Below are 22324 nucleotides of genomic sequence, written 5' to 3'. Positions count from 1 at the left end.
TTTCCTAAATCCTGCCAATGAGCCCGCGCGAGGCGAGGTTGCGCACGAAAGCACCGATGCCGAGTTCCCACGGCGGCGCATCGCGCGATGTCGTTACGGTGTTGGTCAGTTTGCCGATCCGCTGCGAGGAAATCGTCACGCGGTCGCCGACCTTATGTGTGAAGCCGCCACCCGGTGTGTCGCGGTCCTGCGTCGGTGCGAACAGCGTACCACAGAACAGTACGAAACCGTCCGGGTAATGGTGTTCCGAAAGCGTCTGCGCGACGAGGTCGAGCGGATCGCGGCTGATCTGGCCCATCACGTTGGTGCCTTCGAGCCGGTAGCCTTCCGGCCCTTCGATCAGCAGGTCGACATTGGCCTGTCGCACGTCGTCGATGCCGAAGCCGTCGTCGAACAGGCGGATGAACGGGCCGATGGAGCAGCTCGCGGTGTTGTCCTTGGCCTTCGACAGCAGCAGCGCCGAGCGGCCTTCGAAATCGCGCAGGTTGACGTCATTGCCGAGCGTCGCCCCGACGACTTCGCCATGGTGGTCGACGACCAGCACAACCTCGGGCTCCGGATTGTTCCAGGCCGAATCCGAGCGGACTCCGATCTCCGCGCCCGCACCAACGGTCGAAAGCACCGGAGACTTTGAAAATACCTCCGCGTCGGGACCGATGGCGACTTCCAAGTACTGCGACCACATGCCTTCATCGATCAGCGCCTGCTTGAGTTCGGCCGCCTCGGCGCTGCCCGGGACGACCGAGCGGATGCCGGAGCCGACCTTGTCTTCGAGCATCTGGCGGATTTCCGCCGCCTTGCCGGCATCGCCGCGCGCGCGTTCCTCGATCACCCGCTCGATCGCCGAAAGGGCGAAGGTGACGCCGCAGGCCTTCACGCACTGCAGGTCGACCGGGGAGAGCAGGCCCCAGCCTGCGGGCAATCCGCCTTCGACCGGGCCAAGGTCGCGGCCACCATCGAAGGCACGGCGTTCGACCGCGCCGGCGACGCTCGCGACGGTCTCGGTCAGGTCGAAAATCCGCCCTCCGCGAAGGGCAATAACGCAGGGTCCCTCAGGCGCGAGGGCACGGCCGATAAAACGACCGGACGCGTAGTCCGGCGGCAGGATATCCTGCAACGCTTGGCCCATTTGTAGTTCTTGCCCTCTCCTGTGATAGCGCTACCATAAGAGCGAGAACTGGCGAGGGCAAGGGCGTTCGTTTGCCCTTGGAGAGGATTTAGAATGCGTGCATTGAAGGTGACGGCTGCCGCGCTGATGGCATTCGCGGCGACACCTGTGGCAGCCGGTCCGGTGGCCACGTTTTCGGACATCGAGTACCGCGCCCAAGGCCCGGCTCCGACAAATCCAGGCATGTATCGCAACCCCATCCTGCCGGGCTTTCACCCCGATCCGTCGACGGTTCGCGTCGGAGACGACTTCTACCTCGTGACGAGCACCTTCGGCTGGTTCCCCGGCATCCCGGTGTTCCACAGCCGTGACCTGGTGAACTGGGAACTGATCGGTCACGCCATCGATCGGCCCGGAATGCTCGACCTGTCGAAGATGCGCGCCGTCGCCGACGGGGTCTATGCCCCGGCGATCACCTGGCACGACGGCACGTTCTACATCTTCAACACCTGCGTTCGCTGCGGTGGCAACTTCTACGTCACGGCAAAGGATCCGGCCGGGCCGTGGTCGGACCCGGTCTGGGTGGAATTCGACGGAATCGATCCCTCGCTGTTCTTCGACGACGACGGCAACGTGTGGGTGATCAACAACGACCTGCCCGAAGGCGGCGAGACCTATTCGGGCCACCGCGCGCTGTGGGTCCAGCAGATCGACCTTGCGAAAGGCCGGATGTTCGGTCCGCGTACGATGGTGGTGAACGGCGGGGTCGATCCATCGACCAAGCCGGTCTGGGCCGAGGGGCCGCACATCTTCAAGAAAGACGGTTGGTACTACATCAACGATGCCGAGGGCGGCACGGCGGAGAACCATTCGCAGACCATCTGGCGTTCGCGCAACGTGACCGGGCCTTACGTGCCGGGGCCAAACAACCCGACGCTGACCCAGCGTGACCTGCCTGCCGACCGGGCTGACCGCGTCGAGGCGACCGGCCATGCCGATCTGTTCGAACTGGCCGACGGTTCGTGGTGGACGACCTTTCTGGCCACGCGGCCCTTCGCCGGGCAATCGACGCTGCTTGGGCGCGAGACCTACCTGCTGCCGGTGACGTGGAAGGATGGCTGGCCGACGATCCTTCCCCCCGGCGCACCGGTGCCGCTCGAGGCGAAACGTCCCGGCCTTCCGGCGGGCAAGCCAGTGGATTGGCGCGCCTGGCGCGAGGACTTCCGTGGTGCGCGCCTCTCGCCCGAGTGGATCCAGCTTCGCAATCCCGCGGACGAGCAATGGTACGTGCTCGACCGCGAACGCGGTGCCCTGCAAGTCGTGGCCGGGACCGATGCTGCGAGCACGTTGGCGAAGCCGCACTTCCTCGGACGCCGGATGCGCGACCCTGTGGCGCAGTGGACCGCCCGCGTTGCCTTTGCGCCAGAGGCGCAGGGCGACCTAGCGGGCCTGATGGCCTTCGCCAGCGAGGAGCACTTCCTCGTCGCCGGGATCGAGGGCGACAAGGGCGGCGGGTACCTCGCGGTGCGCTATCGCAACGGCAACGAGGACCCGGCGAACGGGGCGCTGGTGGCCCGCGCTGATCTGCCGACAAACGTCGAATCGGTCGAACTCAAGCTGGCGATCGATCGTGGCACGGCGCTGGTCCAGTGGCGCCCCGCCAGTCAGTCCGCCTGGCGGGCGCTGGCGAGCGACATCGATGTCGAGCGCATGGCCTCGATCCACACCGGCCTGTTCACCGGGGTGACGGTTGGCCCCTATGCCTACGCGGCGCACTGATCATTCCTCGGTCTTGAAAACGTATACCGGACCGATATCGACCACTTGCGGTGCTTCGGCGAAGTGGAGCGCGATTGTCGCCTTTCCTGCCTCGATCGCCTCCGTCGCCGTGGTGCGTACGCGGATCAGCTGCCAGCTTGGGCCGACCTTGAAAAGGTTGTCGGCAAACCCGGGGTAAGGCGGTTCGCTGCTCTGCACGCGGATACCGACGACAGCGTTTCCGTCGGCCGTCTGCGCACTTTCGCTGCGCGCGGCGATGGCGACCAGCAGGTGATCACCCGCCGCGATACCCTGGTCGAGTCGTATCGAAGTGCCTACGTCCCACCGGTTCTCGCCTTTTTCGGTCACCGTGAAGCGCGTCGCCTTGCCCAGCCAGATCGCCTGGTTTTCGAGTTCGGTGAACGCGCCCGGCGGGCCCGAATGACCCCAACCGCGCTGGTCTGGACGGAGCAGGAGTTCGCCGCGCGTTTCGCGCAGCGGGGGCGGCAGCTCGAACTGCGCCGAAAGCGAGGCGAGGGCCTGCTCGTTCGGCGAGGCCGGGGCGGGCGCCGCGCCGACAATCTTTGCCGCGCCTTTCACGACGATCGTCTGGCCGATCTCGATGGTCTGTTTCGCCGCGCCGAGCTGCAAGGTAACGACCCCGGTGCGCCGCGGAATACGAACCGTCGCCGTGGCGCTGACCTCATGCCATTCCCACTTGCTACCGAGCTTGACCGTGTTGTCGCCGAAGCCGGGCCATGGCGAGACGTTGTCCTGCACCCGCACCCCGACCGTTCCCTGCCCGTCTTTGGTCGCAGCCTCGACGGCCCGGCCCCAGAAACCGATGGTCACCGTTTCCCCGCGCTCGATATTGCCTAACAGAGGAACGTAGGCCTGCACGGTCCATGCGTCGGGCGAGGCAGCGCCGATGGCAAAACGCTTGGCCGCGCCGCCACCTGGTATCGCGGGATCGGCAAAGCCTTCCGACTTGTAGTTCGCGCCTTGTTCGGCCCAGTCGAGCCGCGTGGGGTCGTTGAGCAGATCGCCCGTCAGTTGCGCGTCGAGCTCCTTCAGTTTGGCGCTCAGGTTCTGCGCGTTGGCTGCCGGCGCAATGAGGGCCGCTGCCACGAAGCTCGTGACGATCGCCTTCCAGGTCATGACTTTTGCTCCCCCCTTTTTCTTGTCGTTATTTCTCCGGCAGGCCGAACGCCTCCAGCATGCCTGGAATCCACCTGCCTGCCTTCTGGTCGTAAAATGGGAAGGTGTTGGTGTAGGCCCAGGCGCAGACCCCGATCCCGGTGGGGGCGAAGGCCTCGCGTACGGCGCGGTGATAGGCGGCGCGCTGTTCGGGCTCGATGTAGCCCTCATAGGCGCCGGTTTCGCCCATGAAGGGCACCTTGCCGGTGCGTTCGACATAGGCGCGGATCTTGTCGACGTCGCGCACCAGCCTCTCGGCATCGGCCGCGTTGCCGTAAACGCGGCCTACCTTGGGCGGCGGGTCTCCGGCCCAGGTCGCGCCCTGGTGAGTGAAGTCGAACGGCTCGTAATAATGGAACGTCGGGTAGACGTTGTCATCGTCGGGCAGTTCGAGCGTCGCCAGTGAATCGATCCCCGACCAGTTCTCGCCGCCGATGATGACCGGACGGTCCGGGTTGCTCTCGCGGATCGCGGCGAGCGAGGGGTTCAGCGTGGCCAGCAGGTTGGCGTTGGTCAGGTTCTTGTGCGGCTCGTTCTCGATCTCGAACCACAGGCGATCGGTCGGTCGGTCCGCGAAGTGCTTGGCGACCTGCCTCCAGATCGCTGCGAGCTTGGCGGAATTGGCCGCGGGATCGTCGTCGAGCGCTTCGAAGTGGTGGTCGTTGAGGATCACGTTGAGCCCGGCGTCGAGCGCCTGGCCGACCGCGGTGTCGACCTGCGCCATCCACTTCGGGTCGATGGCATGGCCGAGATCGTCGGCGGTCTTGTCCGACCAGCGAACCGGCAGGCGGATGGTCTTGAACCCGGCGGCAGCGATGCGTGTAAAATCGTTCGCTCCCGCATTCCTGACGCCTTCGGGTCCGAACCTGCCGACCTCGAAGCTGTTGCCCATGTTGATGCACAGTCCCACCGGCAGGCTGTCGGCGGCGGAGGCAGGGGCGGAGAGGGCCAGCGACGTGGCGGCGACAAGGGCGATCAGGTGCTTCATGGCTCTCTCCGGTTATTTGTTCGGCGTCAGTGTGAAGACTGCCGTGTCGTGCGGTCCGACGGTGACCAGCTTTGTATTGACGGTTGTGCCGGCGGAGGCGCCCGTCCATGCATCCGTGAGGGCATAGGTGCGGGTGGCGAAGGCGGGATCGCGCCCCTTGGCGTCGTCGCGCAGTTCGCCGTGCGTCCAGTCGATAGCGACCTCGCGCGGTTCGTCGGATCGGTTGAGCACGGCGATGGCCCAGCGCTCGCCCGCCATCGGCTTGGCCCAGACCTCGGTTGCCGGCGTGGCGCGCCAGCGCAGTGCGGGGATACCGAGCGGGTCCTGGTCGATCGCCACGATCCTCGGATTGGTCAGGATGGCGGCAATCTCCGGCTTCATGTCGGGCACGTCGGTGCCCATGATCAGCGGGGCGGAGAGCATGGCCCACATCGCGAAGTGGCTGCGGTTTTCGGCCAGAAGCGGCAGGTTGCCGACCTCCATCATGTCGGGATCGTTCCACCCGCCCGGGCCGGAATAGGCGCGCAAAGGCACCTGCATGTCGAGGATCGGCAGGATGCCGTGGCTCAGCCAGTTGCCGTGGCCGAGTTCGCAGTCCCAGCAGTTGGTGATGTCGCCGGTGGTGCGCCACAGGTGGCCGTACTGCTTGCCCCACAGCCACGGCTTGTTTTCACCCCATTCGCAGATCGAGAGGATCATCGGCCGCCCGCTCGCGGCGATCGCCTTGCTCATCGTGGCATAGGCCTCCAGCGGATTGCGCTTGGCCTCGCCTTCGCCGGTGTTGCACCAGTCGTACTTGACGTAATCGACGCCCCAGCGGGCGTATTGCGCGGCGTCCTGGAATTCGTGGCCCTGGCTACCGGGCTTGCCGCCGCAGGTCTTCTCGCCCGCGTCGGAGTAGATGCCGAACTTGAGCCCGCGTTGGTGCAGGTAGTCGCCGAGCGCCTTCAGGCCCGAGGGGAAGCGCTGCGGATCGGGCTGGATATCGCCATGCGCATCGCGCGCGCCGTGCCAGCAATCGTCGAGGGTGACGTAGACGTATCCCGCATCCCGCAGCCCGTTCGACACGATGGCGTCGGCGGTGCGCTTGATCAGCGTTTCGTCGATGTTGCAGCCGTAGTGGTTCCAGCTGTTCCAGCCCATCGGCGGGGTCAGCGCCAGGTCCGGTGCCTTCTGCGCCGCTGCCGGTTCTGCGAGAAGGCCAGCGAGGGCGCAAAGGAGCAATGCCAGCAGGCGCATCAGTAGGCCTCCGTCAGGTCGCAGAAGTCCTTGCGCGGCTTGCCCGGCGCCATCGCCGTGGCTGTCTCGCCGAACTCGATCTGCTGCGGCTTTGCGACAGTCCATCGCTCCCACTTCGGGCGGGCCGTGGAGATCGCGGTCTTGCCGTTAGGATCGCCGGCCACCGCCAGCGCGGCCCAGTAATCCTGCATGTTCACACCGCCGCCGACCGGCTTGCGCTCGAACACCCAGCCGATCTCGAAGGCGTGGCTGGTCAGGCCCCCGTTCGGGCCGACATCGAACTGGTAGCGCCAGGTCGGGTAGTCGTTCTCGGCCAACAGGTCGGCGAGGTGGTCGGTCGGGCAATGGAACAGCGCGTCGGAGATGATCCGCGTGGCGATCTTGCCGCGTCGCGGGTCGGCCTTTTCTATCCGGTAGAGCTCGAGCGCCGCTGCACCATGCTCCCCGAACATCGCCTTCGCGTAAGGCGGCAGGTTGGCCTCGTCGAACTGCTCGTTGGAGAACTCGACCTTGTTGGTGCCGAGGATCACCGGCTTCGGCTTGTTCGCGGCGATCAGCTTGTCGGGCGCCGCCGGCAGGACCTTGCCGTCCACGGTGGTGTGCAGGAAGATCATCGCGTTGCCATTGGGCGGATCCTGCAGCTCGTCCTCGATGGCGAAAATCGCGACCGGCGACAGCGCACGCATCTGCTCTAGGCTATTTCCTGTGCCGGCCTTGTCGGAGAACTGCTTGCCCATCGCTTCGGCGTCGGCGAGGCTGCGGAACGGAAGGCCGAAGCCCGGCGTGCCGCTCTCCATGATCGCCTTGTGGAACAGGCCCTGCGCCGCGGGCGCGGCGAGCAGTAACGACACGTCCTGCGACCCGGCGCTCTCGCCGTAGATCGTCACGTTGTCCGGATCGCCGCCGAATTTCGCGATGTTGTCGTGGACCCATTGCAGCGCGGCGATCTGGTCCATCAGCCCGTAGTTGCCGCTCGACCCACCCTGTTCGGCGGAAAGCGCCGGGTGCGACAGCCAGCCGAGCGCGCCGAGGCGATATTGCACGCTCACCGCGACCACGCCCTGCGCGGTAAGGTCCGAATCCGCCGGCCCGCCGCTCGCCCCGGCGCGGTTCGAGCCGCCGTGGATCCAGACCATGACCGGGCGCTTGCCGGTAAGGCTCGAAGTCTTGACGTCGAGCGTCAGGCAGTCCTCGCTGGCGTGGAGCCACTGCGCGCGGTTCCATTCCGAGCTTTCGAGGTGCTGCAAGCAGGCGGGGGCGACAGCAGTTGCATCGCGCACTCCCTGCCAGGCCACCACCGCCTGCGGCGGTCGCCAACGCAGCTCGCCGGTTGGCGGGGCGGCGTAGGGGATGCCGCGAAAGACAGACACATAGGTCTCGGCGGCTGCATGGCCGACGATCTGGCCGCCGGGTACATCGACTGTGACTAGCATGTCTTGCGAAGCAACCGCTGGTGCAGAGACCAGCAACGCTGCCGCAAACAACACCCTCAATTGCATGGCAGGACCTTCTCCGCGTCGGTGCCCAAACGCACCTCGGCAAGGGCATAGTCCGCCGGGCCGGTCGTTTCGAGGATGAACGGCGCGGTGACCTTGCTCATGTCGGCGCCCTTGCCGGCGAAGCATTTGAGCTGAAGGCCATAACGAACGAACGAGTTGGTCACCGGCAGCGTCACGGGTTCGCGCGAACCGCAACCCGATCCGTCGCAGCGCAGCGCCAAAGCCGCCTTGGCGGGCGCCTTGCTCACCTTGACGGTGAACAGGACCATCACGTCGCCATTGGTTTCGCGACTGAGGTTGAGCGGGTCGTGGCTCGAAACCGCCAGCGCAGCGCCGCCGTCGCTGACCACGATCCGGCGAGCGCCCTCCTGCACCGCCGCGTCGGTGGCGGTGATGTGCGCGCGGCCGCCGATCGCATCGGCAGGGACAGTGGTGATGCGCTTTTCCTCGCCGCGGTCGATGTTCCCGAGCACCAGCGACCAGCTCGAAGCGGGGACGCCCTTGGTGAAATAGACTCGCGCATCGCCGGCGCTGCTCTCGTCGATCTCGGCCAAGGCCTTCCACGCCGCGCGCGGCGTGGCGTAGGTCAGGCCGTAGCCGAACGGGTAGAGCGCGCCGTCGGCCATGTCCGGCGTTTTCGGCCAGGCCGCCGGGAGCAGGCCGGTGAACTGGAACCGCGGCTTGCCGGCGGCATCGCCGATCAACACGTCGGCGAGGCCCTTGCCGCCTTCGGTGCCGGGCAGCCAGGCCACCACGAAAGCGTCGGCGGCGTTGAGGGCCGGGTTCACGTAGAGCGGGCGACCGGTGATCATCACTGCGACAACCGGGATACCTTGGGCCTTGAGCTTCTTCATCGTGGCGTAGGGCCCGGTGAGGTCGGCATCGAGCGCCAGCGTCGCCCGGTCGCCCTGGAATTCGGCGTAGGGCTTCTCGCCGAACACGACTACGGCGGCGTCGGGCTTCTGGGTGAAGCTGCCGTCGGGCGAGAGCACGGCGCTGCCGCCGCCGGCTTCCGCCGCTTGCTTCAGGCCCGCCCAGAGCGAGGTGCCGCCGGGGAACATCGCGTTGGTCAGCCCGGTGCCCTGCCACGAGATTGTCCAGCCTCCGGAAGCCCGGGCAATATCATCGGCTCCGTCACCGGCGACGAGCAAGCGCGCACCCGCCTTGAGCGGCAGCACGCCCTGGTTCTTGAGGAGGACGAGCGACTTGCGCACCGCTTCGCGCGAAATCTCGCGGTGTTCGGGCGAGCCGAGCACCTTCCAGTCGCCGGCCAGCGGGCGGTCCGATGGCTTGCCGGCCTCGAACAGGCCGAGCCGGAACTTGACGCGCAGAATCCGCGCCACGGCATCATCGATCCGCTCCATGGGGATTTCGCCCGCCTTGGCGCGCTTGAGCAGGTCCTCGTAGACCCCCTTCCAACTGTCGGGCGCCATGTACATGTCGAGCCCGGCGAGCAGTCCCTGCGGGCACGAGTTGTTGGTGCAGCCTTCGACCTGCCCGTGCGCGTTCCAGTCGGACACGACGAAACCGCCGAAGCCCATCCGGTCCTTGAGCACGCCGGTGATCAGCGACTTGTTGCCGGTCAGCTTCTTGCCCTGCCAGCTCGAAAAGCTGACCATTACCGTTGCGACGCCGTTCTGGATCGCCGGGCCATAGGGCAAGCCGTGGATGTCGCGCAGGTCCTCTTCGGAAATCTGTGCATCGCCCTGGTCGACGCCGCCCTTGGTCCCGCCATCGGCGAGGAAGTGCTTGGTCGAAGCAATCACCTTGTCGTGCGCCAGCAGGTTGGTCTCGTCGGGCGTGCCCTGCAGCCCACGGACCATCGCACCCACGTAAGAGGCGACGAGCTTGGGATCGGACGAGTAGCCTTCGTAGGCGCGACCCCAGCGGTAGTCCTGCGGCACGGTGACCGTGGGCGCAAAGGTCCATTCCTGGCCGGTCACGCGAATTTCCTTGGCGGTCGCAGCGCCGATGCGCTCGATCAGCGCCGGGTCGTGCGCTGCGCCAAGGCCGATGTTGTGCGGGAAGATCGTGGCGCCGATGATGTTGGAGTGGCCGTGAACCGCGTCGGTCCCCCAGATGACGGGGATGCCGACCCCGCCGTCGCTCTTGTCGACCGAAGCGAGGTAGAACCCATCGGCCGCCTTGAGCCAGTCGGGCGCGGGCGAAAGGTCGTTGCCGTTGGGGCCGCTGTTGCCGCCGACGAGGATCGAGCCGAGGTTGTACTTGCGCACGTCGTCCGGGGTGACGCAGCACAGGTCGGCCTGGACGAGCTGGCCGATCTTTTCCTCGAGCGTCATGGTCTTGAGCAGGTCGGCGATCTTCGCCTCGACGGCTGGATCCACCGGCACGGGGTATTTGTACTCCGGCCAGATTTCGGGATGGGCGGTGCCGTCACCCTCGGCCGAAGCCGTGCCGCCAGGCGCAGCTTCCCGCGAACACGCGTTGAGCGTTAAAGCGGCGACGAAGACAAGTGCGAGTCGCATTGGACGATTCAAGACAGTTTCTCCCCCTCGTGCCGCGTATTCCATTCACCGGAATTGCCGCATCTCGGGGGTTATGGTAGCGCTATCATTGCCTGATGGGAAGAGGGGGCGAAATGGTAAGAGTAACATCACCGCTTTGTGACAGACGCACTGCGCTGGCCGGGATTGCCGCCGTGGGACTGGCCGGATGCAGCGGCGCGGGCGTCGCGAGTTCCAAGGCCAGCAGCTTCGTGACGGTCGATGGAACGCGCTTCAGTCGAGGCGGCGAATGGTACCGCTACACCGGAACCAACGCCTGGTACCTCGCCTGGCTCGGCAGCGACACGAAGTACGGCGACCGGGCACGGCTGGGCCGCGAACTCGACCGGCTGAAATCGATCGGCATCGGCAACGTGCGGCTCCTCGCTGGCGCTGAGGAAAGCCCTGTCAGGAACAGCATCAAGCCGGGTTTCGAGACGCAGGACGGCACGCTCAACACCGCGCTGCTCGCCGGGCTCGACGTGGCCATGGCCGAACTCGGCAAGCGCGGCATGACGGCGGTGCTCTACTTTACCAACAACTGGGAATGGTCCGGCGGGATGATGAGCCGGCTCTACTGGCAAACCGGCAAGTACAAGGACATGAACGATCCGGCCGATCCCTGGCCGGCGTTCCCCGATGCAGGCAGTGCGTTCTACGCCAATTCGGCCGCTATCAAGCGCTTCTTTGACTATGTGAAGATGCTGGTCGGGCGGACCAATTCGGTCACCGGGGTCGCCTACAAGGACGATCCCACGCTGATGGCTTGGCAGCTCGCCAACGAGCCGCGCCCGGGCGTCTCGCCTGCGGTGATGCAGGCGATCCTGCCGGCCTACAACAAGTGGATCGACGACAGCGCCGCGCTGATTCGCTCGCTCGACCCGAACCACCTCGTCTCGCTCGGGATGGAGGGCACCATCGCGACCAACGGCGACACCGACATCGTCGTGCGGGCGCACCAGAACATCGACTACATGACCGGGCACATCTGGCCGCTGAACTGGGGATGGGTCGACGGCAAGGACCTCGCCGGCACGTGGGACAGCGGCGCCGCCAAGGTGGCCGACTACATCGACACCCACGTCAAGCTCGCCGTCGATGCCGGCAAGCCGCTGGTGTTCGAGGAATTCGGCTTCCCGCGCGACGGGGAACTTTACGACCCGTCGGTGACGACCACCTTCCGCCAGCGCTACTACCGCATGATCTACGCCGCCGCCGAGGCCAGCCTTGCCGCGAACGGTCCGGTCCAGGGCACCAACTTCTGGGCGTGGAACGGCGAGGCGCGGGCACAGCATCCCGACCACCATTTCGTCGCAGGCGAGGACACCCAGTACATGGGCGATCCGCCGCACGAGCCGCAGGGCTGGTACGGAAACTTCGATACCGACGAAGCAATGATTGCGATTATCTCCCAACATGCGAAGAGCTTCGCCACGGCCTGACGGGGGCGGCCGGACACGAAGTCAGGAGAGGATCGCTTCCTTGGTCACGGCCCTTAGGGACCGCCGCGCAGCATCGGTATTCGTGCTCGGGGTGATCGCTGTCACTGCCGGCGTGGCATTGCATTTGCCGATGTTCATGATGGCCCAGGACATGGGCTACCGGCTCTACGGCATGCCGATGGGCCAGGAGATGGTCTGGGGCATGGCGCTGATCATCGGCGGGATCGGCATCGCGGCCTACGGCTTGCTGCCGAGAAACGTCGCCGAACAGGTCGCGGCCTCCCGGGAGATCGTCGTTTCCCCGCCGGAAGACCTGCCGCTGACGCCGGCGCACTGGCGGCTGATGCTGGTACTGGTGATCGCGCTGGTCATCGACGTGATGAAACCGTCGAGTCTCGGCTTCACCATCCCCGGCATGGTCGACGAATACCGGGTCGGCAAGCAGCTGGTCTCGCTCGTGCCGCTGTCGGCCTTGCTCGGCACGGTGACCGGCTCGGTGCTGTGGGGGCTGATCGCGGACGTCTACGGGCGCAAGGCCTCGATCCTGCTTTCGGCGGTGGTCTTCGTCGGCACTTCGATCTGCGGAGCGATGCCCTCGCTCGCCTGGAATATCGCCATGTGCTTCATCATGGGCCTTGGCGCCGGGGGGATGCTGCCCGTCACCTATGCCCTCCTGGCGGAAATGATGCCCTCGAAGCACCGCGGTTGGAGCCTCGTGCTGGTCGGCGGGCTCGGCTCGGTCGGAGGGTACTTCGCGGCGAGCGGCCTGTCGGCGGTGCTCGTGCCGACGTTCAGCTGGCGCGTGCTGTGGCTTGCCAACCTGCCCACGGGACTGGCGCTGGTGCTGCTCGGGGGATTGATTCCGGAGTCTGCCAAGTTCCTGCTCGCGCGTGGCCGCAAGGACGAGGCGCGGAAGGTCATGGCGCTGTTCGGTTCCGAGGCGAGGCGCGGTCCGATATCGGAAACGGTGCAATTCGCGAAGGCCGGAGCCGGGGCGCTGACCGGTCGCGCATTCGTCGGCAAGTTGCTCGCGCTCAGCCTCGCCGCGACCTGCTACGGCCTGATCAACTTCGGCCTGCTGCTCTGGCTTCCTGCCGACCTCGTGGCCAAGGGTTACAGCATGGAGCTGTCGAGCAGCCTGCTCGCCAAATCCGCGCTCATCGCACTGCCGACCATCTTCATCGCCGCATGGGGCTACAGCCGATGGAGCACGAAGGGTTCGGTCATTGCTTCGCTTGCCGTGACGGTCTTGGGGCTCCTGCTGGTCTTGCGACTGGAACTGGCAGGCACTGGCAGCCCGGTCATCCCGGTCGCCCTGCTGATCATCGGCACCAACGCGCTGATTGCGATGCTGCTGCCCTATGCCGCAGAGAGTTTTCCGATGCGCATCCGCGGCCGGACCACAGGCGTCGTCGCGGCGTGCAGCAAGGGTGGGGGGATGCTGGCGCAGGTCCTTGCGGTTCTTGCGATGGTCCCCGCGCTGGGCGCCGTGTCGATAATCGTGGTCCTTCCGACTGTCGCGGCGCTGTTACTGGTGGCGTGGTTCGGACAGGAAACCCGTGGCCGAGACCTGCGCGACCTCGACCCCGACGGTCACACCTTCGACGGGACGGGCATCTAGTTTCGTAACGGCGCGGCGATGCGGTCGGCGATTTGCCCTACCCAGCCGGACTTGTCGTCCCACAGGTGCATGGTGTTGGTGTATCCCCACGCGCAGCTGTCGACGCCGATCGAAGCGAAAGCTTCGCTCAGCGTTTCGTAGAATTCCTCGCGCGCCTGAAGTGGGCGGCGTTCCCACGCACCGTATTCGCCGACGAACGGAACCCGGCCGGTGCGCGTCATGTAGTCTTGCACCTTGGCGAGATCGGCGCGGATCAATGCCAGGTCTTCGGGCCGCCCGAAATCGTTGCGGCTGTTGGGCTTGAGCCACGGAGCCTTGTCGAAGCCGAAATTGACCGGCGAGTAGTAATGGAACGTCGGTACGACGTAGGGGTCGTCGGGGAACGGGCTGGTCAGCATCGCGTCAAGCCCTGCCCAGTCAGGCCCGTCGATCACGACGATCCTAGTGGGGTTGGTCTTGCGAACCTCGGCGAGCGCCGGTTCGAGCACAGACAGCAGGTTGTCGGCTCCGAACTTGTCGTGCGGCTCGTTCATCAATTCGAACACCACGCTGTCGAGCGCATCGGCAAAGCGTTCGGCTACCTGTCGCCACAGCGCGGCGAAACGCGGCGCCTGGCCGGCCGGATCCTCATCGAGCTCGATGTAATGGTGCAGGTCGACGATGACCTTGAGATCGCGCGCGGTGGCGAGACTTACGACCTGCGCGATGCGATCCATGAACACCGGATCGATGGTGTAGGGCGGCACTTCAAGCGCGTGGGCGTTGAAGCGCACTGGCAGCCGGATCGCAGTGAATCCCTTGCTCGCGATCCGCGCGATGTCGGCATCCTCGAATTCGCGGCCCCAATAGCTGCGGTCGGGCGGCGTATCGAACATGTTCGACAGGTTGACGCACTTGTCGAGAGCGAGAGCAGGGCCGACGCGTGGCACGGCTGCGGGGGCTGGTGTGAATACGCCGGCGAGGTCGAGATCTTCACGGGCGTTAGCTGCCGAGGGAAGACCGGCCAGCAACGCCAAAGCAGGCAAGACCGCCTTACCGAGCAGTTTCCGCCTCCAGAAAAGCCTTCTCGGCAGGGCTCGGCCGCCAGTTGGACGCGATCGGCGCATTGTCGCCGAACAACGCCGGGACAATCCCGTCCACCCCCTGCTTGCGCCAGGTCGTTGCCAGTTCCTCCTTCAGCGGATCGTCCACGAAAAGCCCGTCGCGGACGTGCCGCAACCAAGCGGCGAGGGCGGTCAGGGTGGCAATCGGCTTATTGCTGCGCGTCTGGTGCACCGCGAGGCTGGCGAGCCAGCGCTGCGGGATTTTCTGGCTGCCGTCCATCGCGATCTGGGCGAGGCGGTGGTTAAGCGCCGGGTTGGCGAACCGTTCGAGCAGGGCCTTGGCGTAGGCATCGAGGTCCTGACCGGGCGCCGGCTCAAAGCTTGTCGCCGCTTCATCCCGCATCAGCCGTTCGACCAGCGCTCGTAGCTCGGGATCGGCGATGGCCTCGTGGACGAACTCGTGACCACGCTCCAAACCAAGGTATGCCATCGCTGAATGGGCGCCGTTGAGCATCCTGAGCTTGGCGGTTTCGTACGGCGCGACGTCGGCGACAAACTGGGCCCCATAATGGTCCCAGCCGGGTCGCGGACCGGCGAACCTGTCCTCGATCACCCACTGGCTGAACGGTTCGGTGAAAACCGCGCCCTCGTCGCGCAAGCCGATGCGGCTTGCGAGCGCGTCGATATCGGCGTCTGTCGTCGCGGGTACGATCCGGTCGACCATCGCGTTCGGACAGTTGCATTCGCTCTCGAACCAGCCGAGCGCGTCGGGCGATTTCGCCACCAGGTACTCGCACATCAGCCTGCGCAGTGTATCGCCATTGGCCGGCAGGTTATCGCAGCTCAGCAGGGTGAGACCGGGAATGCCCGCCTGCCTGCGCTCCTCGAATGCGCGCGTCAGGTGAGGGTAGAAGCTCGCTTCTGCCAGCCCGAGGTCGAGTGATCCATCGGCCGCACGGGCATAGCCCTTCTCGGTGACGGTGAAACTGACGATATGGGTGGAAGGGGCGATCAGGCCGATTGCCAGCCGCGCATCGCTGCGTCCTGCCACCAGCACGTCGCGTACGGCACCGGCGACACGCGTCACGTCCTCGCCCGCCGCGCGCTCGGTCAGCGTGTAGAGTCCGCCTTGCGGGTTGAGTTGCCTAGCGACGGCATCCGAACGCAGCGAGACGCCGGTAATCATCCAGTCGCGCTCGCCCGCCGACATTGCGGCATCCGTGTACCAAGCCAGATGCGCGCGGTGGAACGCGCCGATGCCGAAGTGGACGATGCCGACCTTCTGCGCGTCGCGGTCGTAGGCGAAGCGGGCGACGTTCGGCGGCAAGCGATCGAGCGTGTCGGGATCAAGCCTCACAGCTTGTAAGCCGCTTTCGCCAGATCGTAGGCCAGTGCCCGCGCCACCTCGTGCGCCTCGTCGAGTTCGAGCCGGTGCTCGGCGACCAGTTCGGCGAGGAAGCCGCAGTCGATCCGCCGGGCGAGGTCGTGGCGCGCCGGGATCGAGAGGAAGGCGCGGGTGTCGTCGTTGAAGCCGACGGTGTTGTAGAATCCCGCGGTTTCGGTGGTCATGCGGCGGAAGCGGCGCATCCCCTCGGGGCTGTCGTGGAACCACCACGCCGGGCCGAGGCGCAGGCAGGGGTAGTGACCGGCGAGCGGTGCCAGCTCGCGGGCGTAGGAACTCTCGTCGAGTGTGAAGAGGATCAGCGTGAAGTCGCGAGAATTGCCGAACCGGTCCAGCAGCGGCTTGAGCGCTTCGACGTAGTCGGTGCGCATCGGGATGTCGGCGCCCTTGTCGCGGCCGTGGCTGGCGAACAGCGCGGCGTTGTGGTTGCGGAAGCTGCCGGGGTGTATCTGCATGACCAGCCCGTCGTCGAGGCTCATCGCGGCCATCTCGGTGAGCATCTGCGCCCGGAACAGCTCGGCATCCCACTCGGAGAAGTCGCCGCCTACGATCCTCCCGAACAGCGCCTCGGCTTCAATGGGCGACAGGTCGGCTGTGCGCGCAGTCGGATGCCCGTGATCGGTCGAGGTCGCGCCCATCGCGGCGAAGAACGCACGGCGCTTGCGGTGTGCGGCAAGGTAGCCTTGCCAGCTAAGGCAATCCTCGCCGGTCAGTTCGGAGAACTTCGCAAGGTTGCCGGCGAACCCTTCGAACTCGGGATCGACCACCGGGTCGGGGCGGTATGCAGTGACGACCCGGCCGGACCAGCCGCTCTCGCGGATCGTGCGGTGATGCTCCAGCGTGTCGAGCGGGTTTTCCGTCGTGGCGATGACCTCGATGTTGAACCGTTCGAACAGGGTGCGGGGCCGGAAGGCATCGGTCGCCAGGGCCTCGGTGATGGTGTCGTAGTAGAGGTCCGCCGTCTCGCCTTCGAGGCGCACCTCGATCCCGAAAACCTCGGTAAAGACCCAGTCGAGCCAGATGCGCGAAGGCGTCCCGCGGAACAGGTGGAAATTCTCGGCGAGGATGCGCCACGCGACGCGCGGGTTGGCGTCCGCGCCGATACCGAGGTCCTCCAGCCGCACGCCCTGCGAATAGAGCATGCGGAACAGGTAATGGTCGGGCTGCAGCAGCAGTTCGGCGGCGTTGCCGAACGGCTGGTTCAGAGCGAACCACGACGGATCGGTGTGCCCGTGCGGGCTGATGATCGGCAGGTCGCACACTTCGCCATAGAGCTCGCGCGCGATGCTCCGCACCGCCGGGTCGGCCGGAAACAGGCGATCGTCGTCGAGCTTGAGCGGCCGAATTGTCCCATCTCCCGTGTTGACCTATTGCCCGCCCCTAGCGCAATGGTAGCGCTAACGGGAGAGGAGTTTCGGGCATGAAGATAACTTCGGCAAGGGTGGTCGTCACCTGCCCGGGCCGCAACTTCGTGACGCTGGTTGTCGAAACCGACGAGGGTGTTGTGGGGATCGGCGACGCGACTCTCAACGGGCGCGAGTTGGCGGTCGCCTCCTACCTGACCGACCATGTCATCCCCTGCCTGATCGGGCGCGATCCGGCGCGGATCGAGGACATCTGGCAGTACCTTTACCGCGGTGCCTACTGGCGGCGCGGGCCGGTGACGATGAGCGCGATCGCCGCGGTCGACACCGCGCTGTGGGACATCAAGGGCAAGGTCGCCGGCCTGCCGCTTTACCAGTTGCTGGGCGGGCGCAGCCGTGACGGGGTGCTGGTCTACGGCCATGCCAACGGCGCTGACCTCGAAGCGACGGTCGACGCGGTCGGCAAGTATATCGACATGGGCTACAAGGCGATCCGAGCGCAAAGCGGCATTCCCGGCATCGACAAGGCTTATGGTGTCGGGCGCGGTGACATGCACTACGAGCCTGCCGACGCGCGCCTCCCGACCGAGACGGTGTGGGACACGCCCAAGTACCTCAACTTCGCGCCAAAACTCTTCGAGAAGCTGCGCGAGACCTACGGTTTCGAGCACCACCTGCTGCACGACGTCCACCACCGGCTGACACCCAACGAGGCGGCGCAGCTGGGCAAGGCGCTCGAACCCTATCGGCTTTTCTGGATGGAGGATGCGACCCCGGCCGAAAACCAGGAGGCGTTCCGCCACATCCGCCGGCACACCACCACGCCGCTGGCGGTGGGCGAGGTGTTCAACACTATCTGGGACTGCAAGCAGCTGATCGAGGAGCAGCTGATCGACTACATCCGTTGCACCGTAGTCCACGCCGGCGGCATCACGCACCTGCGCCGGATCGCCGACCTCGCTGCGCTCTACCAGGTGCGTACCGGCAGCCACGGCGCGACCGACCTCAGCCCGGTGTGCATGGGCGCGGCGCTGCATTTCGACACCTGGGTGCCCAACTTCGGCATCCAGGAATACATGCGCCACACCGAGGAGACCGATGCGGTCTTCCCGCACGACTATGGCTTCGAGGACGGCTTCCTGTTCTGCGGCGAGGCGCCCGGCCACGGCGTGACGATCGACGAGAAGCTGGCGGCGAAGTACCCCTACGACCCGGCCTGCCTGCCCATAGCCCGTCTCGAAGACGGCACCTTGTGGAACTGGTGAGATGCTGGCGGGTCGCAAACGGATCGTCTGTGTGGGCGAGGCGATGGTGGAACTCGCCCCGCGCGGAACGGCATGGGACGTCGGATACGGCGGGGACACGCTCAATCAAGCGCTTCATCTCGCTCGTTTCGGACACGATGTCGCCTATTTCAGTGCGCTCGGAGTGGACCCTTTCGCTCCGCGCATGCTCGGCGACTGGGCGCGGGAAGGGCTCGATACCTCGCTGGTCCTGCGTGATCCCGAACGGGCGACCGGGCTTTATGCCATCTCGATAGATTCTCAGGGTGAACGGCGCTTCACCTACTGGCGCTCGCACAGCGCTGCACGGCAGCTTTTCGCGCATCCGGACGTCAATACGGCCATGGCGCAGGCGGAAGTGGCGGAGGTGCTGGTCTATTCGCTGATCTCGCTAGCGATCCTGCCCGAATACGGGCGCGAGGCGCTGCTCGGGCTGGCGCGCGAGGTGCGGCGGCGCGGAGGCAAGGTCGCCTTCGACGGCAACTACCGAGCGAGCCTGTGGCAGGACATAGGGCTGGCGCAGGTCTGGCGCAGCCGTGCCGCCGGCGAGGCCGATTACGGCTTTCCCACGATCGACGACGAGCGTGAATTGTCCGGGACTGAGGACGCCGACGAGGTCGCGGCGCTGTGGAAAGCGGAGGGCTGCGGCGAGGTCCTGGTCAAGCTCGGCGGCAAGGGCTGCCGCCTTCCGGACGGCGAATTCGTCCCTCCGGCGATGCTGCTCAAGCCGGTCGATTCCAGCGGCGCGGGCGATGCCTTTTCGGCGGGGTACCTCGCCTGCCGCCTGCGCGACGCCAGCCCCCTCGAGGCAGCGCTGAAGGCCCACGAGCTCGCCGGCTGGACGGTCATGCGCGGCGGCGCCATCCCGCCGCGCGACCATGCCGCGCCCTACAGCGGAAGTTCGAGCGCTTCTCCTGAATAGGTCACGCGCTTAGACGCGTCCTGCTCGAACACCGGGCCCTCAGGCCCATCGTGCACCACCACGCCGATCTCACGCGTTGCCGCCATGCCCGGGAAGCTCCCCTCGCGCTTGCCGATGGTGAGCCTGCGCGCCTTGTCGTCCCAGGTTATCGGGATGCGGGCGAACTCGCCGCGGGCGTATCCCATATCGGTGCCTTGGTCCTCGTAGAGCGTGAAGCTGCCGTCGGCGCCGGGGAAGACGTGGATCGTCAGCGGTCCCTGCGGGTCCTGTCCGGTCCACTGCACGACCGGCCCCATCGGCACAATCGACCCGGCGCGGACGAACAGCGGTATGCGCTCGCGCGGGGCTGCCACGGTGACCTGCTGGCCTCCGGCAAGGCGCTTTCCGGTCAACACCTCGATCCAGTTTGCGCCCCCGGGCAGGTAGACCTGGCGCTCCCGCGCCTCGAACTCGGTCGCCGGGGCGACGAGGAGGGCAGGGCCGAACATGTATTCGTCGTCCACGTCCCACGCCTTGCGGTCGGCTTCGAAGTCCATCACCAGCGCGCGCATCATCGTGCCGTCGTTGAAATGGGCATCGGCGCCGAGCGTGTAGATGTAGGGCAGCAGGCGGTACCGCAGCTTGTCGTAGTAAACGAGGCTCTCCATCATCGCCGGGTCGTCCCTGGCGATGATCGGCGTCTCGCGCTGCGGGTATTCGCCGTGGCTGCGGAACAGCGGGCTGAAGGCGCCGAACTGGTACCAGCGGGTGTAGAGCTCGCGCCATTCCGGCTGCGCTTCGGGCAGTTCCTTGCTGTAGCGATCCTCGACCGCGAAGCCGCCGATGTCGTGGGTCCAGTAGGGCATGCCGGCGAGGCCGAGATTGAGCCCGGCGCTGATCTGGTCGCGCAGGTCGTCCCAACGCGCGGCGACGTCGCCCGACCACAGCGCCGACGAGGTGCGCTGAATCCCGCCGAAGCCGCTGCGGGTGAGGATGAAGGGGCGCTGTTTCGGCTCGGCGGCGCGCAGCCCCTCGGCCATCCCTTCGGCATGGACCAGCGGATAGGAGTTGAAGATCGCCGCACCCGGGACGCCGGTGGTGGGCGAGGCCATCTGGTACTTGCGTTCGTCGACCGAGAGGTTCGAGTGCCAGTCGGGCTCGGTCGCATCCATCCACCAGGCATCGAAGCCCATGCCGACGAGCCCGTCCCTGACCTGGCGGAAATAGATCGCGCGCGCCTCGGCCGAATAGGGATCGTAGTAGGTGTTGGCATAGCCGGGCCCGACCCAGTCGAGCTGACCGGCAGCGAGCGGGCGTTCGTAGAGGAAGCCCTTGTCGCGCAGCTCCTTGCCGTTGGCGGTGGTCGGGTAGAACTTCGGCCAGACCGAGATCATGATCCGCGCGCCCTTTTCGTGGACGTCGGCGACCATAGCCTCGGGATCGGGGAAGCGGGCCTTGTCGAAGCACTGGCAGCCCCACTGGTCCTCGGGCCAGTAGAACCAGTCCTGCACGATGTTGTCGATTGGGATTTCCTGCCCGCGATAGGAGTCGAGCACGCCTTCGAGCTGGGCCTGCGTCTCGTAACGCTGGCGCGACTGCCAGAAGCCCCAGACCCAGCGCGGCATCATGCTCGCCTGCCCGGTCAGGCGGCGGTATCCCGCGACGAGCGCGTCCATGTCAGCGCCCGGCACGACGTAATAGTCGATGCTCTTGCCGGCCTCGCTGGCGAAGCTGACCGAATGGCGGTCGAGATCGGGCAACGGATCGGCGTGATAGAGCGCGATGTAGCCGGCGTTGGGTTCCCACTCGACTTTGAGCTCGACCGCCTTGTCAGCGGTCAGGTCCAGTTCGAAATTGTGATACCAGGGATTCCAGTTCTGCCGCCAGCGGTTCAGCACTTCCTTCCCGTTGGCGAAGACCTTGACATAGCTGGACGAATAGAGCCGGAACTTGTGCGTGCCGCTCGTGCTGGGTGTGTAATTTCCGGTCCAGACGACGCGCTGGGTCTGCACCGCATTGCCTGCGGTGTTTTGCCCGGTCGTCGCTGCGACGGTGGCAGCCTTGGCCTCTTCGGGCCAGCGCGCCTGGTCGCGGATGTACTGGTAATTGAGCGTTGCTTCGAGTTGCTCAGCGACGAGCTTATCACCGAGAAAATACTGCGCCCGCCAGCCGGCAGGCCAAGGCTCCGAAACAACGACGGTGTCGTCCTTGGACGGCCTTTTCCCGTCAGCCCTCAGCTCCGTGTACGGCTCAGGATCGCCAACGCGAGTAATCGAGGCGTTGTCCCAGAATATACCGTAGCCGCGCGTCGAAACGAGGTAGGGGAGGGCAATGGCCATGTTGTGCTGGGCGAGTTCAACGTCCTCGCCGTTGTAGTTCATTTGCCGGTTCTGGTGCTGGCCGAGGCCGTAGAGCCCTTCGTCGGTACCGCGGTTGAACTGGACGCGCGTGGCGAGCCAGTCCTGCCCCTCTATCGTGACCGCGGTCAGCCGCCGCGCCGGCGCGTATTCGTCGAGCAACAGCTTTCCGGCGGCGTCGTAGACGGTCAGTCGGCCGTCATCGAGACCGACCAGGGCGCTCGAATGTGGCGTCTGGAGCATGGCCACGGCGCCGGTGGTCGAAAAGGCAGGATCGGCATCGGGCTCGGCTACCACCTGGGCGGTCGAATGCCCTTCGGGCAGCGTATCGGCCACGGTGACGCGGAACGTGCCGTCAGCAAAGGACAGCACCCGTACCTTCTCGCCCGCATCGGTGGTCACGACCATGCCATGCGGCACCTGCTCGGCGCTGCCAGCAAAAGCAGGCGAAGCGCAGGCGGCCAGTACCAGCGCGGCCGGCCGCGACACTTTGCGAAGCACGCTCATTCGACCGTCAAGCACCCCAATTCTCCCCATTGTCGAATCCCCGGTACGCCATCGGGGCGGGTGCTGCCATAAAGAGCATTGACCGGGCCAATGCTACAAGCCAAACGCGAC

The 22324-nt window shown here is 66.1% G+C and carries 15 protein-coding genes; 5 read left to right on the top strand and 10 right to left on the bottom strand.

What is annotated here, in order from left to right:
* Positions 1-4 precede the first annotated feature (4 nt).
* Entirely contained in the window at positions 5-1129 is a 1125-nt protein-coding gene (locus GRI89_RS11495; protein ID WP_159795496.1) for a fumarylacetoacetate hydrolase family protein, read from the bottom strand.
* 93 nt (positions 1130-1222) lie between these two features.
* Here GRI89_RS11495 and GRI89_RS11490 point away from each other — a divergent pair, with 93 nt between their 5' ends.
* Entirely contained in the window at positions 1223-2887 is a 1665-nt protein-coding gene (locus tag GRI89_RS11490) for a glycoside hydrolase family 43 protein (RefSeq protein WP_159795493.1), read from the top strand.
* Here GRI89_RS11490 and GRI89_RS11485 read toward each other — a convergent pair whose 3' ends face one another.
* Genes GRI89_RS11485 through GRI89_RS11465 form a run of 5 tightly spaced genes read right to left on the bottom strand, consistent with a single transcriptional unit; the run spans position 2888 to position 10275 of the window.
* Positions 2888-4024, bottom strand: coding sequence for a carbohydrate binding domain-containing protein (locus GRI89_RS11485; RefSeq protein ID WP_159795490.1), 1137 nt, complete (start codon positions 4022-4024; stop codon positions 2888-2890).
* Between the two features lie 28 nt (positions 4025-4052).
* The gene (locus GRI89_RS11480; protein WP_235913288.1) at positions 4053-5051 is read right to left on the bottom strand and encodes a glycoside hydrolase family 5 protein; all 999 of its coding nucleotides are present in this window, start codon (positions 5049-5051) and stop codon (positions 4053-4055) included.
* Positions 5052-5063: 12 nt separating this feature from the next.
* Positions 5064-6290 (bottom strand): glycoside hydrolase family 27 protein, encoded by a 1227-nt coding sequence (locus tag GRI89_RS11475; RefSeq protein ID WP_159795487.1) that lies wholly within the window; start codon positions 6288-6290, stop codon positions 5064-5066.
* Complete coding sequence (locus GRI89_RS11470; protein ID WP_159795484.1) at positions 6290-7723, bottom strand: carboxylesterase/lipase family protein; 1434 nt, start codon at positions 7721-7723, stop codon at positions 6290-6292. The genes GRI89_RS11475 and GRI89_RS11470 overlap by 1 nt, the downstream gene beginning before the upstream one ends.
* Before the next feature lie 56 nt (positions 7724-7779).
* Positions 7780-10275 carry a glycoside hydrolase family 3 protein gene (locus GRI89_RS11465; RefSeq protein ID WP_201290916.1) on the bottom strand — a complete coding sequence of 832 codons (2496 nt, stop codon included), beginning with the start codon at positions 10273-10275 and terminating at the stop codon, positions 7780-7782.
* Between the two features lie 113 nt (positions 10276-10388).
* On the opposite strand from GRI89_RS11465, the gene GRI89_RS11460 reads away from it, so the two are divergent.
* Together GRI89_RS11460 and GRI89_RS11455 are read left to right on the top strand one after the other, a co-directional pair.
* A complete protein-coding gene (locus GRI89_RS11460) occupies positions 10389-11735 on the top strand; it encodes a glycoside hydrolase 5 family protein (protein ID WP_159795478.1) in 1347 nt (448 codons plus the stop codon).
* 40 nt (positions 11736-11775) lie between these two features.
* Complete coding sequence (locus GRI89_RS11455) at positions 11776-13356, top strand: MFS transporter (RefSeq protein ID WP_235913287.1); 1581 nt, start codon at positions 11776-11778, stop codon at positions 13354-13356.
* Here GRI89_RS11455 and GRI89_RS11450 read toward each other — a convergent pair.
* The 3 genes from GRI89_RS11450 to uxaC are packed head-to-tail and all read right to left on the bottom strand — an operon-like array spanning position 13353 to position 17147.
* Positions 13353-14381 (bottom strand): glycoside hydrolase family 5 protein, encoded by a 1029-nt coding sequence (locus GRI89_RS11450; RefSeq protein WP_159795472.1) that lies wholly within the window; start codon positions 14379-14381, stop codon positions 13353-13355. The two genes, GRI89_RS11455 and GRI89_RS11450, sit on opposite strands and share 4 nt — an antisense overlap.
* Positions 14382-14388: 7 nt before the next feature.
* A complete protein-coding gene (locus tag GRI89_RS11445) occupies positions 14389-15756 on the bottom strand; it encodes a mannitol dehydrogenase family protein (RefSeq protein ID WP_328598221.1) in 1368 nt (455 codons plus the stop codon).
* Complete coding sequence (gene uxaC, locus GRI89_RS11440) at positions 15753-17147, bottom strand: glucuronate isomerase (protein ID WP_328598225.1); 1395 nt, start codon at positions 17145-17147, stop codon at positions 15753-15755. Before uxaC ends, GRI89_RS11445 begins: the two co-directional genes overlap by 4 nt.
* A gap of 74 nt (positions 17148-17221) precedes the next feature.
* On the opposite strand from uxaC, the gene manD reads away from it, so the two are divergent.
* Complete coding sequence (gene manD, locus GRI89_RS11435; protein WP_159795469.1) at positions 17222-18430, top strand: D-mannonate dehydratase ManD; 1209 nt, start codon at positions 17222-17224, stop codon at positions 18428-18430.
* Position 18431: 1 nt separating this feature from the next.
* Positions 18432-19370, top strand: a complete 939-nt coding sequence (locus GRI89_RS11430) for a sugar kinase (protein WP_159795466.1) — start codon at positions 18432-18434, stop codon at positions 19368-19370.
* On the opposite strand, the gene GRI89_RS11425 is transcribed toward GRI89_RS11430, so the two are convergent.
* Positions 19337-22207 (bottom strand): glycoside hydrolase family 31 protein, encoded by a 2871-nt coding sequence (locus GRI89_RS11425; RefSeq protein WP_328598220.1) that lies wholly within the window; start codon positions 22205-22207, stop codon positions 19337-19339. The two genes, GRI89_RS11430 and GRI89_RS11425, sit on opposite strands and share 34 nt — an antisense overlap.
* Positions 22208-22324: the final 117 nt, after the last annotated feature.

Source organism: Croceibacterium salegens (assembly GCF_009827435.1).
In the GTDB taxonomy this organism is placed as follows: domain Bacteria; phylum Pseudomonadota; class Alphaproteobacteria; order Sphingomonadales; family Sphingomonadaceae; genus Croceibacterium_B; species Croceibacterium_B salegens.
This window is presented reverse-complemented; position numbering and strand designations above follow the sequence as displayed.

Bases quoted from the DNA above. Each gene is read 5' to 3' on its own strand.
- GRI89_RS11495 (WP_159795496.1), bottom strand. From the start codon at position 1,129: ATGGGCCAAGCGTTGCAGGATATCCTGCCGCCGGACTACGCGTCCGGT.
- GRI89_RS11490 (WP_159795493.1), top strand. From the start codon at position 1,223: ATGCGTGCATTGAAGGTGACGGCTGCCGCGCTGATGGCATTCGCGGCG.
- GRI89_RS11485 (WP_159795490.1), bottom strand. From the start codon at position 4,024: ATGACCTGGAAGGCGATCGTCACGAGCTTCGTGGCAGCGGCCCTCATT.
- GRI89_RS11480 (WP_235913288.1), bottom strand. From the start codon at position 5,051: ATGAAGCACCTGATCGCCCTTGTCGCCGCCACGTCGCTGGCCCTCTCC.
- GRI89_RS11475 (WP_159795487.1), bottom strand. From the start codon at position 6,290: ATGCGCCTGCTGGCATTGCTCCTTTGCGCCCTCGCTGGCCTTCTCGCA.
- GRI89_RS11470 (WP_159795484.1), bottom strand. From the start codon at position 7,723: ATGCTAGTCACAGTCGATGTACCCGGCGGCCAGATCGTCGGCCATGCA.
- GRI89_RS11465 (WP_201290916.1), bottom strand. From the start codon at position 10,275: ATGCGACTCGCACTTGTCTTCGTCGCCGCTTTAACGCTCAACGCGTGT.
- GRI89_RS11460 (WP_159795478.1), top strand. From the start codon at position 10,389: ATGGTAAGAGTAACATCACCGCTTTGTGACAGACGCACTGCGCTGGCC.
- manD (WP_159795469.1), top strand. From the start codon at position 17,222: ATGAAGATAACTTCGGCAAGGGTGGTCGTCACCTGCCCGGGCCGCAAC.
- GRI89_RS11430 (WP_159795466.1), top strand. From the start codon at position 18,432: ATGCTGGCGGGTCGCAAACGGATCGTCTGTGTGGGCGAGGCGATGGTG.